This is a genomic window from Roseibium sp. (assembly GCF_051016195.1).
Lineage (GTDB): Bacteria > Pseudomonadota > Alphaproteobacteria > Rhizobiales > Stappiaceae > Roseibium.
Genome location: NZ_CP134616.1, coordinates 2,884,996 through 2,900,651 on the forward strand (window position 1 = coordinate 2,884,996; position 15,656 = coordinate 2,900,651).

Annotated in this window: 15 protein-coding genes; 11 read left to right on the forward strand and 4 right to left on the reverse strand. The window is 56.6% G+C overall.

All coding sequences use genetic code 11. The features are described 5' to 3' along the window. Positions 1-319 precede the first annotated feature (319 nt). The 5 genes from RDA78_RS13290 to RDA78_RS13310 all read left to right on the forward strand — a co-directional run bounded on the left by RDA78_RS13290 (position 320) and on the right by RDA78_RS13310 (position 4,375). Positions 320-973 (forward strand): hypothetical protein, encoded by a 654-nt coding sequence (locus RDA78_RS13290; RefSeq protein ID WP_434055778.1) that lies wholly within the window; start codon positions 320-322, stop codon positions 971-973. A 13-nt stretch (positions 974-986) separates the two neighbouring features. Further along, positions 987-1,421, forward strand: a complete 435-nt coding sequence (locus RDA78_RS13295) for a DUF805 domain-containing protein (RefSeq protein WP_434055779.1) — start codon at positions 987-989, stop codon at positions 1,419-1,421. 1,498 nt (positions 1,422-2,919) lie between these two features. After that, on the forward strand, positions 2,920-3,186 hold the full coding sequence (locus tag RDA78_RS13300; RefSeq protein ID WP_434055780.1) for a hypothetical protein: 267 nt from the start codon (positions 2,920-2,922) through the stop codon (positions 3,184-3,186). A gap of 396 nt (positions 3,187-3,582) precedes the next feature. After that, positions 3,583-3,831 (forward strand): 30S ribosomal protein S21, encoded by a 249-nt coding sequence (gene rpsU / locus RDA78_RS13305; RefSeq protein WP_319386414.1) that lies wholly within the window; start codon positions 3,583-3,585, stop codon positions 3,829-3,831. Between the two features lie 322 nt (positions 3,832-4,153). Next, positions 4,154-4,375: a DUF1488 family protein gene (locus RDA78_RS13310; protein WP_434055781.1), complete on the forward strand. Its 222-nt coding sequence runs from the start codon at positions 4,154-4,156 to the stop codon at positions 4,373-4,375. On the opposite strand, the gene RDA78_RS13315 is transcribed toward RDA78_RS13310, so the two are convergent. Further along, positions 4,370-5,484, reverse strand: a protein-coding gene (locus RDA78_RS13315; RefSeq protein WP_434052603.1) for an IS3 family transposase whose coding sequence is annotated in 2 segments (ribosomal slippage) — positions 4,370-5,229 and positions 5,229-5,484 — 1,116 coding nt in all. Because the reading frame shifts where the segments join, the coding sequence is not laid out codon by codon here. The genes RDA78_RS13310 and RDA78_RS13315 overlap by 6 nt on opposite strands. A gap of 278 nt (positions 5,485-5,762) precedes the next feature. Next, positions 5,763-6,599 (reverse strand): transglutaminase-like domain-containing protein, encoded by an 837-nt coding sequence (locus RDA78_RS13320; protein WP_434055782.1) that lies wholly within the window; start codon positions 6,597-6,599, stop codon positions 5,763-5,765. 198 nt (positions 6,600-6,797) lie between these two features. Here RDA78_RS13320 and RDA78_RS13325 point away from each other — a divergent pair, with 198 nt between their 5' ends. The 5 genes from RDA78_RS13325 to RDA78_RS13345 all read left to right on the forward strand — a co-directional run bounded on the left by RDA78_RS13325 (position 6,798) and on the right by RDA78_RS13345 (position 11,304). Continuing rightward, on the forward strand, positions 6,798-7,241 hold the full coding sequence (locus RDA78_RS13325) for a hypothetical protein (protein ID WP_434055783.1): 444 nt from the start codon (positions 6,798-6,800) through the stop codon (positions 7,239-7,241). Between the two features lie 831 nt (positions 7,242-8,072). Further along, complete coding sequence (locus RDA78_RS13330) at positions 8,073-9,311, forward strand: adenylate/guanylate cyclase domain-containing protein (protein ID WP_434055784.1); 1,239 nt, start codon at positions 8,073-8,075, stop codon at positions 9,309-9,311. A gap of 153 nt (positions 9,312-9,464) precedes the next feature. After that, positions 9,465-9,611, forward strand: a complete 147-nt coding sequence (locus RDA78_RS13335; RefSeq protein ID WP_434055785.1) for a hypothetical protein — start codon at positions 9,465-9,467, stop codon at positions 9,609-9,611. A gap of 83 nt (positions 9,612-9,694) precedes the next feature. Continuing rightward, on the forward strand, positions 9,695-10,510 hold the full coding sequence (locus RDA78_RS13340; protein ID WP_434055786.1) for a helix-turn-helix domain-containing protein: 816 nt from the start codon (positions 9,695-9,697) through the stop codon (positions 10,508-10,510). 80 nt (positions 10,511-10,590) lie between these two features. After that, positions 10,591-11,304, forward strand: coding sequence for an N-acyl homoserine lactonase family protein (locus tag RDA78_RS13345; protein WP_434055787.1), 714 nt, complete (start codon positions 10,591-10,593; stop codon positions 11,302-11,304). A 746-nt stretch (positions 11,305-12,050) separates the two neighbouring features. Here RDA78_RS13345 and RDA78_RS13350 read toward each other — a convergent pair. Both RDA78_RS13350 and RDA78_RS13355 read right to left on the reverse strand, forming a co-directional pair. Next, positions 12,051-13,241 (reverse strand): IS91 family transposase, encoded by a 1,191-nt coding sequence (locus RDA78_RS13350; protein ID WP_434053052.1) that lies wholly within the window; start codon positions 13,239-13,241, stop codon positions 12,051-12,053. A gap of 4 nt (positions 13,242-13,245) precedes the next feature. Further along, positions 13,246-14,151 (reverse strand): tyrosine-type recombinase/integrase, encoded by a 906-nt coding sequence (locus RDA78_RS13355; protein ID WP_434053053.1) that lies wholly within the window; start codon positions 14,149-14,151, stop codon positions 13,246-13,248. A gap of 477 nt (positions 14,152-14,628) precedes the next feature. On the opposite strand from RDA78_RS13355, the gene RDA78_RS13360 reads away from it, so the two are divergent. Next, the gene (locus RDA78_RS13360) at positions 14,629-15,609 is read left to right on the forward strand and encodes a Bug family tripartite tricarboxylate transporter substrate binding protein (RefSeq protein ID WP_434055788.1); all 981 of its coding nucleotides are present in this window, start codon (positions 14,629-14,631) and stop codon (positions 15,607-15,609) included. The last annotated feature ends 47 nt before the right edge of the window (positions 15,610-15,656 follow it).

Consider the following 15,656-nt stretch of genomic DNA (forward strand, 5'->3'; position numbering starts at 1 on the left):
CACCAAACCGCGCCACGTGCACCCTCCCGCGAAGCGGGTTCGTGCTCGAGGGCGCAAAGCGGAAGAACATTCTGATTTCATTACTGGTGTCAACGAGGGAGAACACCCGCGCCACAAACGCAAGAACGCCAATCAGCACCGCACATCCCAACCCAAACTTCCCGCCCCCCTAAGGATTTCCATAACTATCCGCTTTGCTGCCTCTGTGGTTTTCTCGCGCAGTCCGGCCTTCGACCGGCGATGCATTGACTGAGTTCATTTTTGCCGCCTCCGCCGGGTCTGCGCGGCTTTCAGATTTTTCAAAACCGGAGCAAGTCCCGTGTTCACGCGCATCAGATTTCCTCTTTTTCTTGTGCTGGCGCTCGGGCTGGCGGGGTGTAACGGCGAGGACGCGGGGAGCGGGCAGGGTGAGGCCGTCAAGGGCTTGAAAATCGTGCCGGTATTCGGGACCGGGCGCACCGATGTCAGCGCGGATGTCGAATGGGCTTTCAGCAAGGTCGGCAAGGTGGAGAGTGTTGACAGGGGCACGGACGGGTCGATCTTCTGGATCAACTGGGCGGAGCGGTTCGACCCTCTTGGCGTTGACGGCGTTTACCCGCTCAGTGACGGCGAGATCGGCGTTGAACTGACGTTCAAGGGGCATGATCACCGCGAAATCGTCGCGCTGCCAGCTGCCGAGGACGGCAACCAGTTGCTCGAACTGGAGATCACCGGCCAGGGCCGGCTGGTTCTGGAAGCCGAGGGGCTGGCGGATGATGCTCTGATGGAACTCGGCTTTCACGGCAAGGGCGGCGGTGCCGGCGGCAGCGAGATCGGCCGGACCGGCTGGCGCAACCAGAGAGGTGCCAATTACGTGACGCCGGGCATCTACGACGTGACACTGAAGAACGAGGACACGGGCGAGACCCACACGCAGTCCGTGACCATCGGCGAAGGCCAATCGAGCACGCTTACCTTCACGTTCACGCAGTAGAAAGGAGCGCTTCATGAGCCTCCTGTTCAGTACGGCGGGAAAGATCGGGCGCGGCCGGTTCTGGGTCGGGTTCGGGGTCTTGTTCGTTGCCGGTGTTCTGTTATCCCTGTTGGTCACGGGGCTTGTACTTGCCATGGGACAACTGGGTCAGTGGATCGGGTTCGGGATCCTGCTGCTGTTCCTTTACCCGGCCGTCGCGCTTTCCATGAAACGGCTCCGGGATCGCGGGCGCGCGAACATCAGGCTGTGGCTCCTTGCCTATTTCGCACCGGGCACGCTGGTGAATTTCGCGCAGACGGCCGGCATCGGCTTTACCCGCGAAGAGATCGGCGGGCTGACGGTTTCAAGCCCGACCGCGCTCGGCGGCACGCTGGTCTTTCTGGCCTTTTTCGCCTTCGTTGTGGCGATTGTCGATCTGGGTTTTCTGAGGGCACGGACTCATAACTGAAGCCGATTTGGCGGCAGCGTGCTTGACCGGGCAGGAAGCTCGCTCCGCACACCCTTCCTAACGGCATTCCGCCATTTCGCATGCCATTGCGGCCTCATTTGTGGGTCCAACACCCAGTGCGGTTTACGAGTTTGAAGTTCGCTTCGGAGTTTGCTGAAACACTGATGCGAACTACAAATTCACCGCACTAGAGGCCGAGCTCAAGGGCCCTGAGCAGGCGGAACCGGGTCTTTCCCGTCTTGCCGCCGAGCGAGATCACGAAGGGCACCAGGCCGTGTTTGGTGGTGTTCACGTATCCTGCCAAGGCCCTGGGTCGAGAAGCGGTTCCGGGTGCTGATGCCCGAGCCCTCCTTGAGGTCGATGCCCTCGGTGATGCCATGTTAGGCAAGTCTTCCGCAGACAATTTGCGAGAAGCCTGATTCTTGTCCCCGGTCCCTGACCACGGATGTACTGGCACGAACTGTGAAGGATAGGTGGAAAGGCCGGGCAAATCCCGGCCTTTTTTGCATTCCGAACACTTGAAGAAGCGAAAACAATGACCTCCGCGAACAAACGCAGCAAACTTGGCAAGACGCAGCGAATGAACGCTGACACCAAAGCCGAATTGACCAGACGAATTTCATCAGAGATCGCACAATCAGAGGTCGAACAGCGACGTCTCAAGACCGAGAGGCTCAAGGCTGCCCGACTTGCGTTGGAAAAAAATTCGCTGCTTGCCAAAACAGGGAACACGCGGAAGAAGAGGACGGATAGCAACTCGAGGGTCAAATACTGACTTTATGATTCTTGTACTCGAGCGGCCTAAGCCGCCATGTCTCCGCAACGCCCATTCCGGCATAGACTTTCTTTCAATGATAGAAAGTCACCTCGGCAACACACGTCTTCCGACAAGTTTCGCCAAACGTTGTGCCGGTTTCCGCTTGCCTCAACGCAAACGCGATCTTCTCATCTGAAACCCCTTACTTCGGCATCGGGAAGCTCTTCTTTCATCAGAAATGTGACGAAAACTCGCTTTCAATTCGGACCCTTTCAAAGGGTGAGGACCAATGTGCTGTGGCGCTTCTGGCAGATGTCTTCCGACGCTGGTGGGCGGTGGCCCGAAGCGACGTGTGGGCGTAATTGATACGTTCCTTGCTGTTCGCTGTTCAAATTTTCTTTTTTCGAAGCAATTCTTAAAATGTTTGTTGGGGAATTGCTCGCCGAGTGGCAATTAATATTGGAATTATTTAGTCTTTTGATTCTGCCGAACTCAAAAATACTGACTGTTCTATCTGTTGATCTGGTTTCTATACTCCCACAATTTCCTTGCATATTCAGGGGGAAGGTCCACAATGGGTTTGGCCTTAAAGGGGATCTCGTTTCGTTCCCAGTCATGCGGCGAGATCGTTTGAGGAATCGGAAGTCAATCCGTCAGTTCCAGAAGCGCGTGGATGACGCTGCGGATAACAATCCTGTCGGAGTCCATTTCCGAGCGGCCGGTGAATAAGGAAAATTGAATTTGGCTGTAAGCACTATCGCCGACCTCGGCCTGTCCGGGCGGCAGCTGCGCGCTTTGCGTGAGGCAAACTACACCATACCAACGCTAAATCAGGCCATAGCCATTCCCGAATCGCTTGATGGTGCAGATCCGCAGAGCATTGGTCGGATGGAAACCGCCAGGATCACGGCTTTCCCTCTGCCGTTCTCGGACAATCTGGAAGGAAGGCGATCGGTTCTGGGCACAGCTCTTGGCGCTGACGCGCGAGCTGGTGATCCCGATTTCTGAGAGAGCCCAAACCCACCTATGGCCGGTGTGTCAAGTTCCGCGTCGCGATCGTTAAAAGGTGCCGCTAGAGATTGTGCAAGCATGCTTCGCAAGTTCACGCGAGAGCAAAACCAGAAAACCCTCGGGTAAGAGGGCAAAAGGATAGGTCAATCATGCCACGGAAGCCCAACTACAGTTTTGAGCGGTCCGAGCGGGTCAAGTTGAAAGCCGCCAAGAAGGCAGAACGCCTTAAAGCCAAAACTGAAAAAGCGGAGGCTCGCAAGACTGGACCGCAGGATGAGGGAGAAGTTGAAAGCCCCGCGAAGGGCGAATAGCAAACCTTTATTGAGTATTTGAAGAACATGAGATGGCAGTCGCGAGAACCAAACGAATCCACCAGTAAGAATTGGAAATCAATTGCAAGTTTTTGTACGTAACAATGACGTGGACAAAGCGCTTCGGGTCCTTAAAAAGAAGCTACAACGGGAAGGACTTTTTCGGGAAATGAAGGCCAAACGGGCCTATGAAAAGCCATCTGAAAAACGCGCTCGCGAAAAGGGTGAAGCCATCCGTCGAAACCGCAAGGCGGCGCGCAAGCTCGCTCAGCGCGAAGGTCTGCTTCCGATGAAGAAACGGGAAGCCCCTGCTGGTCGCGGACGAGGCTGACAGCTATCTCGCGTCACGAAGCTTACGGAGTGTTGGCGGATCTGGAACGCTTGCGAGAAGTTGGCTTACGCAATGTCGAGCATGGACTTACCATTGCGCAGGTAAAGCATGTACGGGAGGCAGGCGACAGTCATCTGATCGGTGACAGCTGGAAGCACAATATCACCCAAGGAACTTAGATGACATGCGCACCAAAGAGCTGCTCAGATCTTAAGACCATACCTTCGCCATTGATAACTGAGACCCGCACTATCTCCCAAAAGCCGGGGGGCCTTGTGTCCATAGAATCAAATAAATCCCGGTCGTTGACGGAGCAGAAACGATGGCATTGAGCTTTCCCAATCAAAGCAGAAGCTACGACCCGGGGAGACAATCAATTCGGTTCACTGGATACGACGGGGTGTTTGAAGTTTCCGTTTTTGTTGATGTCGCAATTCTCAAGGCAGCAACGAAAGAGAGGATATCGGACGAAGCTCAGTATCTCGCCGTGTTCGATCGAATGCGAACCGAAATGACCTGCTCCCCTGATTGTCCGCATTCATAAGTTAGCGCTGTTCACGTTGTGATCCGTCATGGACTGTTTTGCAAATTCGTATGGTGTGAGCCCGTCGAGGCTCGTATGCGGTCGGTTCAGATTGTAGTCTATCCTCCAGTTTTCGATGATCTCACGAGCATAACGATAGCTTTGGAACAGGTGCTCGTTGAGACATTCGTCTCTCAAGCGTCCATTGAAGCTCTCGACAAAGCCGTTCTGCATGGGTTTGCGTGGGGCGATGTAGTGCCATTCCACGCTGCGATCCTGTTGCCATTTGAGCATGGCGTTTGACGTCAGCTCAGTACCGTTGTCGCTGACCACCATCAAGGGATAGCGACCACGGCGCTCCGCGATCATGTCCAGTTCCCGCGATACCCGGGTTCCGGAGATCGAGTTGTCGACGACAGTTGCCAGACATTCCCGGCTGAAGTCGTCTATGACACACAGGATACGGAACCGGCGTCCGTCAATCAGGGCATCGGAGACAAAGTCAAGCGACCACCGCTGATTGGCGGCTTGCGGCACAGCCATCGGCACCCGCGTTCCAAGGGCTCGTTTCCGGCCTCCACGCTTGCGCACCGTGAGACGCTCTTCCCGGTAGATCCGGTAGACCTTCTTCCAGTTGGCCTCGATGCCTTCGCGCTTCAGCAGCATGTGCAGCCGACGATAACCAAACCGCCTGCGCTCTGATGCCAGTTCCCTGAGCCTTTGGCGCAGGTCAGCATCGTCGGATCTCGTGGACCGATAGCGGTACACGCGCGGGTCGATACCGACCAGCCCGCAGGCGCGGCGTTGCGAATATCCCTTGGTCTCGATTGCCCAGCTCACGGCATTCCTCCTCAAGCCAGGCGTCAGAAGTTTTTTCCGAGCATCTCACGAAGCGTCGATACATCCATCATCGACTCCGCGAGCAGCTTCTTAAGTTTCGTGTTCTCTTCTTCGAGGGTCTTCAGACGTTTGGCCTCAGACACCTCCATGCCGCCGTACTTTGAGCGCCACTTGTAAAACGTCGCATCGCTGACGCCATACTTGCGGCATAGCTCGGCGGCTGAGATACCCGCCTGATGCTCTTTCAAAATGCCAATGATCTGTTCTTCAGAGAACCTGGATCGCTTCATCGTCTGTTTCCTTCAATTGGGAACAGACTAACCTCAAAACGAGGAAATTTCAGGGGAGCAGGTCAGAAATTGAACAATCAACCCGTAAGACTTACTCCCGCAAGCCGAGAGCCACCGTTGTGCTCACAACGACCGATGTCAAATAGGTTCCAGACTACCCGTAGCAGAAATTCGCGTTGTTCATGGTGCATGACCTGGGCAGTCGGAGGTGCGATAAATACATAAGAGTTTGATGTCCAATGCGTTCAGATTCTGCGCATATAGGCCTTCGCCGTGTCCTAATTTTGTCCACGCGATGGTTCTGCTGCTTCCTCGATCTTGTCTATCCAGACTTCAAACCCACACAGCTCATGGTGCCCAAAGCTGTGTGTTAACGGAACGTCTGCGGCGTCACGGCCGCGGGCAATAAGCACCCGTCCGAAACGGGTGTCGTTGTTGCGCGGGTCAAAAACCCACCATTTGCCGCCAAGATAAACTTCCATCCAGGCAGCGAAATCCATCGGAGCATAAGGTGGCTGCTGCCCGATATCGCTGACATAACCGGTGCTGTATCTCGCTGGTATGTTGAGACATCGGCACAAAGCAATCGCCAGATGAGTGTAGTCTCGGCAAACTCCAATTCCTTCGTTCAACGTTTCAACCGCAGTTCGGGTTGCCCGCGAATGCTCGTATCCGAAACGCACATGCTTATGAACGAAGTCGCAGACAGCCTGTGCCCGCTGCCAGCCTGGAGGGACCTCGCTAAAGTGTTTCCACGCGAAGTCGGAGAGCACATCGCTCTCGCAATAGCGGCTTGGAAGGAGGTAAGTGAGCACGTTGCCTGGCAACTGCTCGACCGGGTGCTGTTCAGCGGCTTCATCGACAGGGTCTGAGAGACCGGTGTCTCGAATCAAACCTTCTGTGGAAACGACAAAACGGCCGACAGGCGCTTTGACACGGTTGCACCAATTTCCAAAATCGTCACGGTATGCCTCGATTGCAACCGATGGATCCGTCACCAGAAGATCAGGCTGTTCGAGATCGCTTGCTCGCGAATAGTGCACATTGAGCAACAGGATCATTGGTGTCGGTGCGGGGAGTTGGAAAGTAAGCCGGCATCCAAGTCGCATACGCATTACTCTGTACCTGACTTTCGCAACATTTCATCGACCAAGGGGCCAAGAAAAAATCTGTGGGAGCATGCCCGATCCTTAGATCAAATCACGAATCTGCGTGAAACGATAGGTGAAAGAAACCTCTCAGCGTGCAGTCACGTTTTGGATTAACCTTCGACCGATCACCCCCCGCGTGTGGTCCATGATGATTGTCAGTGAATGGCCGGGATTGAATTCACCCAGATTCTGGTCTGGGTTTCATGCAACTTTTCGGGCTTCAGTCAGTTGGCTGCAAAGTCGCTCGGCTTCAAAGTTCCGAGCGATGAATGCGCCTGTTTCGATTTCAGTTCTCCATCCAGGCGCTCAATTTTACTGTTTGACTTCGCTCCGGATGCGTCGGCCTTGCCAAGGCACTCTCCAAGGTCAACGCCGCGTCATGACAACTTCACGACCGGATGGCAAAAGCTCACCCCGAAACTTGTCCCGGCTGACCCGATAGACAGCCGCGACTGGACGATCGTCACCCAAACGGAAGAACTCTACCGTGCCCCGTTCCCGTTTCCACTTGTTGACCATCAAAAATTCGTCGAGCCCTATACACCCGAAGCCTGTCGCGTTTCCTTCTCGGTTATCGTTCTTGCCGGAAACTTTAAGTCGGCATGACAACACGCTGTCTGTCGCCTTGAAGTTCCATTCTCCTACGATGCCGCGCTCCACGGCTGGGGGCCCGTCGCTGCCCAAAGGAGCGCCGCCCGGCGATGTCGAAGTCGTGTTGCACGCGGCTAGCATGCAGGAGATGGCGATTAGGGCAAAATGAACTTGTTTCACGCGGACTACCATATTGGGAACAAGATGACCGCAAACAGTGTCACCGAAAGACAGCACAAGCCGCAACCAAAAAAGTTGTGCCGGTCGTGTACTCTGGCATCTCTTGGAGAGACTTGTTGACCGGTTCAACTGACCTTCTCCCTAGTGCGGTGAATTTGAAGTTCGCATCATTGCTTCTGCAGACTCCGAAGCGAACTTCAAATTCGTAAACCGCACTAGAAACATAGACTTGCTCGTCACCTTCTTGAATCTGAAGTTCGTTTGAAGACCGCTGCAAAATGAGTCGAACTTCAGATTCAGGTGACTAGATTGTCCGCATTGATGACTTAGCTCTGGTCGCGGTGTGGTTTTCGTCGGACTTGCTTGCAAATTCATGAGCTGTGAGCCCGTCGAGCCTCGCAAGCGGTTGGTTCACATCGCAGTCGACCCTCGAGGTGTTATCTTTCGCAGCCTGCTTGGTCCGGATTTCAAAACGGTACTTGGGTGTGGGATGAACCCCGAATTTAACGAATGGCAAGCCAACTCGGCATATGCGAAACACGCTGAAATGACTCAGTCACTTTGGGATTTGAAATTTGGTTTACAACGGTCAGGCTCCGGACCATGAACAGCGACACCACAAAGACAGAATCCGACCAGATGTTCTACGCTGCCGAGCAGGCGGGATTGAAGCTGGCCATCAAGGGCAGGATCATTACGGTCGTGTTCGTTGTGGCCTTTATGGCACTCACCCGTGGTGCTGAACGAGCGCCGGACTTCATCCTGGGCGGTTCGCTATTCATAGCGCTCGGGCTGCTTCATTTCCGCATCATCGGATCGTCCATTGACCGGCCCTGGGTGAAATACGCCTTCATCACCATCGACATTTTCTTGCTGAGTGCGGCAGTGGCATTCCTGCCCGCCGAGCCGGTAAGTCAGGTTCCGCAGGTGATGATCTTCCGGTTTCAGGTGTTTCTCTTCTACTTTCTCATACTGGCCGTTGCCGCTTTCAGTTTCTCACCGGGCCTTGTTTTCTGGTCGGGTGTGGCGGGCGCGGCCGGATGGATGGCGGCCTTTCTCTACATTCGCTCGGGTATGGAGCGGATTCTGGAATGGGGTGATGTCCCGGTGAACCCAACGCCGGAAGAGTTTCTCGCCGTCTTTCTGGACGTCGATTTCGCGGCCTCGGGCACGCGGATGCAGGAGGCTACGATCTATTTCGTCGTTGCAACGCTCATTGCCATCGTCATGCGACGGGCACGTGATGTTGTTCGTCGCCAATTGGAGGCGGACCGGGCCGTTGCGTCGATTTCGCAGTTGTTCGGCCGTTTTGTCCCCAAAGCGGTTGCCGATTCCATGATCCGGCATGAAGGAGCACTAGCCCCGGTGGAACGGGAAGCAACTGTCCTGGTTGCGGACGTGGTGGATTTCACGGCGCTGACCGAGACCAAAGGAGCGCAGGCAATTGTTGATACTTTCAACGCCTACTTTGAAGCCGCCTCAGAAATAATCGGCACACACAACGGGGTTGTGACCCAGTTTATCGGCGATGCCGTGCTTGCCACCTTCAACGTACCAGCAGAAGACCCGGAGCACAGGCAACGTGGAATCGATGCTGCGACCGATCTATTGAAACTGGTGCAATCGACCACCTTTGCAGGCGAGAAGTTGGAGATCCGGGTGGGTGTAAGCACGGGTCCCGTGATTGCTGGCAATGTCGGTGGTGGAGGGCGGGCTGTCTATACAGTTTATGGGGAACCGGTCAATCTCGCATCGCGCCTTGAGGCGTTAAACAAGGAGCAAGGAACGTCGATCCTGGTTTCCGGGACAACAGCTGAAGGGGCCAATGTGAGTGATCTCTCAAAAGTCAGCCAGGTCGATGTACGGGGCATCAGCGAGCCTGTAGACATCTACAGCTTGGCATAGATGACGTCACGCACGGGCTTGGATCATAAGTCCGTTTGGGGGCAAAATCAGTCCAATTCCGCAGCAAGGTTGAATGTCCGTTTCGAGTCGCGGTTGCCATTCGGCCAAGGTCCAAAAGGTCCGCATTCCTGCCATTTGCTCTGATCCCGCCGAATGGCCGCTTTCGGCAAAATCGGGATCGCAATCGAACGGCCGAATAGGGGCGCGAAGCGGGCTCTTTCCTTCATCGCGATGAAAAGCCACTCGATCCAGACAAAGGACAGTTTTCTGGCAGAAGCGATGTTTGAGCAGCCGCTTTAAGGTTCAGGTTGCAAATGAAGCTCTGATTTCCAACTGTGTAGGAGAGAAATTCTTCTGAAGCCGCAGAACAAAGCAGAGGTTTGATGTTCACAATTCTTCCTCCTGCCCGGGGCCTTGCCACGCTCGTTCAGGGCTACTGGTTTGTCGAAGATCTGCCCGGAGAACATGCTGGGTCCGATATCCGAACCAGCCCAGTTCCCTATGCCGTTTTGTCAGTCAACTTAGGGAGACCCAACGCGGAGGAAAACGGACGACTGGTTCCGGGCGTATCATTGCTGGGACTGCAATCTCAAAACCGTGTTTGGCGCTCATGGTCAGACACGTACTTCGTCATGGTAATGCTGACCATGCCGGGCCTTGTACGGTTGTTTCCGCATACGGGGCCGTCCAGTGCCGACAGGTTGCTTGAACTTGGCGCGGTCACGGGTGATGCTCCGGCGATATCCCTGAAAAACAATGTTGGCTCCGCCCTCGAGCCTCGCCGGATCGCTGAGGTTCTGGATCTGTGGTTAATGTCCCGACTTGGGAACTCGCAAGCTGTTCCAGAGAGCAAGCAGATGGCCATCGCCCTCCACACTTTGCAGCGCGGGGACACTGTCGAGACGGCAGCAAAGCTCGCCGGAACAGATCGCAGGCACCTCAACCGCCTCTTCCGGAGACATCTCGGAATTGGTCCAAAGGAATTCGCGAGCCTGGAACGGCTGCATTCAAGCTTGCAGAGTGTTCAGGCCGGAATGGGCGATTCCGAAAAGGGATATAGTGACCAGGCTCATCAGATAAGAAGTTGGCGAGAGCGGTTGGGCGTGACGCCGGGAGCCTATTCGCGGGCGGCCCGAACACAGCTGACCGAACATTTCGGCACCAAAAATCCGTTGTCTGGCATCGCCTATTATTTTTGACGTCATTTGTCCCATTTCTTCAATACGGACGTAGCCACTTGAGGCAAAGCTCGCATTTCTGGAATGGAAATGGGTTCAATATGCGTCTTTATTTTCTTCATCTCGGCACCATGCAGCCTGGTGACATACCTGTGCCAGGTTATCTCATTCAAACAGATGACGGCACAAATATCCTGGTCGATACAGGATGGCCTTTGTCTGCCGTTGACGATCCACAAAACCCGCCGGGTCTGTCGATCGAGATCCGACCGGAAGACACCGTGCTTGCCCGTCTCAAGGAAATTGGCCTCCAACCGTCAGACATTCGCTACCTTGTGTGCACTCATCTTGATGACGATCATTCGGGTAACCACGATTTGTTCCCGAACGCCGAAGTTGTCATCCAACGGCAACACTATGAACTGGCGAAAAGCGGCCATCCCCGGTTTGCTGCAAATCGAGCTTCCTGGGACCACCCCTCGCTCAAGTATCAGCTCATTGACGGCGATTATGAGTTGGTTCCTGGCGTGGAGTTGCTGGAAACCAGCGGGCATGTCCCTGGCCATCAATCCGTGCTTTTGCGTCTTCCAGTTTCGGGCAATGTTTTGCTCGCCGCAGATGCCGTCATGCACAGTTCGATGTCTGATGCTGAAACACGCATTATTTTCGTCACTGATATGGACGACGAGCCGACCATTCGCTTAAGTACTCGGAAGATATCGGATGTTGCACACAGGGAAGACGCGCTCGTTGTGTACGGGCATGACCCCCAGCAATGGCCAACGCTGCGCCACTCTCCATCTTTCTATGAATAGTCGTTTGCCAATGCCCCGGTCGACCAACTCGTAAAGAGCTGCCACTTTGGGGTACGGACTCATAAATGAAGCCGATTTGGTTTGGAATCGGGCGGCGATGCGACGAATGACCGACCTGGGAGCTGACCGGACTTTGTTTCCAACGTCAGCAGGGTTTCGTTTAAACTTTCGCAAAGCCGCGTCGTTTTCGTCGATGGCAACAAAGGCCCGTTTGAAATTCCGAATAAGCTTTCTAGTGGCTCGACGGCAACTACATCCCGGGAGAAATCACTCTCGTCGAGTGACAAAGCGAATGAGCGGGGTCTGAAATGCCCCGCTCTTGCCATGAGAGGACGGTCGTCATTTCCGCAGCAAATGCACCCTTGTCGCCCAACTTACAATTTCACAACATTTGCGACGAATGTCAGCTTTGGAGTGTCAAACGAAAACCGGCAGACGACCGAAATGGCTAAGGTTTTCGGGTGCCGTTAGGCGTACGAAAACCTCTCATGCAGGAACCCGCGGTCCGCGCATTGCAGGCTATGGGGTTTTGTTTTTTTCGGCAGGTCTGGGGCAGTTACGATCAGCAACAATTGGTGGGCAGATCGGGGTGCGCAATGGCCTTTCCGGCGTTAGAGCAGCGCTTGTCGCATTGGCCTGTTGCGGGTTTGCGCGGCTGAGAGCCGTCCTGTTTTCGCAGAGCGCAAGCCGTCTCATCGGCTGATGCCGTTGCAGGGCGGCCGGTTGATCGAACAGGCCATGCCGGGTCATGGCGCAGTCTCCCGGGTTGACGCGGCACAGTGCGGGGGTGCGCGGGGCTGTTGCCAGCGGGCGAAGGTCTCGATGATGATCATGCGTCCACCACAGCAAGGGCATGGTGGCCGAGTATCGGACACCTCTGGCGCGTCGTCTTCGGGTACTGTAGCGACGCTCAGCAATGCGCGTGCACGATCGAGACTGGCCTTGCGAGAGGTGCCGGCAAGGAGGCCGTAATGGCGAATACGGTGGAAGCCGCGCGGCAGGACATGGAGCAGGAAGCGTCGGATGAACTCGTCGGTGGCGAGGGTCATGACCTGCTGCCGGTCGGTGCCGCCACGGCGGTAATCCTTGTAGCGGAAGGTGACCTTGTTCTCGTCGAAGCCGATGAGGCGGCGGTTCGAGATGGCGACCCTGTGGGTGTAGCGCGCCAGATAGGCGAGTACCGCTTCCGGTCCGGCGAAGGGCGGCTTGGCGTAGACGATCCAGCGTTTGCTGCGCACAGGCTTCAGGTGACGCAGAAAGACGCCGCGGTCCGCCAAATGGGCCATAGATCCGAAGAAGGCGAGCCGGCCGGCATCGTGGAGCGCGATCAGCCGGGTCAGGAACAGGCGACGGAACAACTTGCCCAGGGCGCGCACCGGCAGGAGGAATGCGGGGCGTGACGATATCCAGCGCGTTCCGTCGAGGGAGATGCCGCCGCCCGGCACAATCATGTGCACATGGGGATGGTGGGTCATCGCCGATCCCCAAGTGTGGAGCACCGCTGTGATGCCGATGCGGGCGCTGAGGTGCTTCGGGTCGGCGGCGATTGTCAGCATCGTCTCTGAGGCAGCCCGGAACAACAGGTCGTAGACCAACGCCTTGTTCTGGAAGGCGATGGAGGCGATCTCGGCGGGCAACGTGAAGACGACGTGGAAGTAGCCGACCGGCAAGAGGTCGGCCTCCCGCTCGGCGAGCCAAGCGCGCGCGGTGGCACCCTGGCACTTGGGGCAGTGCCGGTTGCGGCAGCTGTTATAGGCGATGCGCCAATGCCCGCAGTCCTCGCAGGCCTCGACATGTCCGCCCAAGGCAGCTGTGCGGCACTGTTCGACCGCCGACATCACCTTGAGCTGGGCAAGGCTCAGGTGTCCTTCATGGGTTGCCCGGTAGGCGGGACCGGCAGCGCGGAAGATGTCAGCGACCTCGATTGAGGTGCGCACTTGTTCACTCGGGCGGCGTCTTGCCTTCCATCAGCGCCATCAGCCGATCGAGAGGCCCCGCAACCGCGTGGATCGTTCGGGTCGAGACCTTGGCGTAAAGGGCGGTTGTCTCAAGCTTGCTGTGTCCAAGCAGAACCTGGATGACCCTGATATCGGTGCCGTCCTCCAGAAGGTGTGTGGCGAAGCTGTGCCGTAATGTATGCGGGCTGACACGTTTGCGGAGGCCGGCGACCTCGGCCGCTTCCTGCACTGCGCGATGCAATTGCCGTGACGAGATCGGATCGGTGCAACTGCGTCCCGGAAACAGCCAGCCATGGGGCAGCATCACGCCGCGCCGCTTTCCTTCGCGCCACCATACACGCAAAAGCTCCAGGAGTTGCGGTGAGAGCATGGCGTTGCGGTCCTTGCGTCCCTTGCCCTGTTCGACGCGGATCAGCATGCGGGTCGAGTCGATATCGTCGACCTTGAGATGCGCGACCTCGGAGACGCGCAGGCCCGCGCCATAGGCAACACCGAGCGCTGCCTTGTATTTGATGCCCGGTGCCGCCTCGAGCAGTTGAGCGGCTTCCTCCACACTCAACACCTCGGGCAGCTTGCGCGGGTTGCGGGTGATCACCAGAGTTCGCGACAGATCCCGTCGGTTCAGCGTTACTGTGAACAGGAAGCGCAGCGCCGAAACCGTGCTGTTGATCGTCGCCGGACCTACGCCGGTCTCATGCTGGTGCAACTGGTAGTGCCGGATGTCCTCCGTGGTCGCGGTGTCGGGAGGACGCCCGAGGAAAGCGGCGAAGTTCCGGACGTGGCGAACGTAATCCTGCTGTGTATGGGAGCCCAGGCCCCGCATCACCATGTCTTGCTGCATGCGCTGGCGTAGCTGTGTGATCGGGGCTTCGGTCTGAAAGGTCGTCATGTTGAGTTCCTCCGGTTGAAAGGAACTCCATGCTCGGACCTTTGCCTCTACCTGCCCAGAGCCTCAGAGAAATCCACCAAACCGCGCCACGTGCACCCTCCCGCGAAGCGGGTTCGTGCTTGGCGGCGCGAAGCGGAAATTTCTCGACAGAAGCTTCAATGGCAGCATTGGGCCGGTAGCCGCACTTCGCTGCGGCGTGAGCGAACATCCCGCTGTCCCTGATCCCGGCAAGAACGTGACAAGGAAGGCAAGCGGTGCCGGGCCGCGCTCGCTTCCGGATTGTTGAGTGCGTAGCGGATCTTGCGCATCAGGGAGTCGTGCGTCTCCTCAAAAACTTTCGGCCCGCTGGCTGCTGGTGCTGCCGGGCACCGGGTGAAGCGAAAGCGATAAAACATGTGTTTGTCAAAAAAAATCGATAAAAGCTTCCATTTGCTCAAATGTCCGTTATTTATGGAGAGGTAAAATGGGAGGTTCACCATGAAGTTAAATCTGACTCATCTGAGGGCGACCGCTGTTGCATTTGCTGCGACTCTCGCGGTTTCAACCTCGCCCGTGCAGGCCGCAGATCTGCCGTGCTCGACCGCCAAGCTGATCGTGCCCTGGGGTCCAGGTGGCGGTACTGCCGTGATTTTCGGTATTTTCGAGAAGGCGATCGAGGCCTCCGCTTCACCCGTCAAAATCAAGGTAGTGACAATTCCGGGCCAGGGTGGGGGAGCCGGCGCCAAGGAAGCGCACGCGGCCAAGCCGGACGGATGCACCCTGTTTGCGATCCACCAGCACCTGGTGGTCAACTACATCAACGGGGTGACCGATTTCAGCTGGGACGGGTTCGAGCCGGTCGCCATGCTAACCGATACGCCGGAGATCATCGGGGCGGGCGGACACGTCGAGTACGACAGCCTTGAAGACATGCTGGCTGCGGCAAAAGCAAATCCGGGCGGCATTCCGACAGGTGTGTCCATGGGTGCGACAAGCCATTTCCTCTGGATCATGCTCGGTTCGAAGACCGGCACGGACTATCAGTACGTCCCGTTCCAGGGCGGCACCGCCGGCCGTATCACCGGTCTCTTGAACGGATCGATCGACCTGGGCGGCATTAACATGGCCGCCGCGCGCACCCAGCGCGATGACGGCGCGCTGAAAGCCTTCGCCATTGCCGCCGACGAACGCAGCGACCTGATCCCGGACGTGCCGACGCTGAAGGAACTGGGCGTTGACATGACCTACTCCCTGACGCGGGGTATCATGCTGCCGAAAGGCACCCCGCAGGAGTTCGTCGACTACTGGGCCGGAGTGTTCAAGGGACCGACCGAGGACGCGGATTTCGTGGCCGAGCAAGCTGCCAAGGGAACAGAGGTTCTGTATCTCGGTCCGGAGGAATACGCCGCCTGGTGGAAAGACACGGAAGGCGAATTTCTTGACGCGGCAAAAGAGCTGAAAGTCGGACGCTTTCAATAGAACCGGTCAACGCCCGCGCCGTCACGGCGCGGGCACTCTTCCTGGCG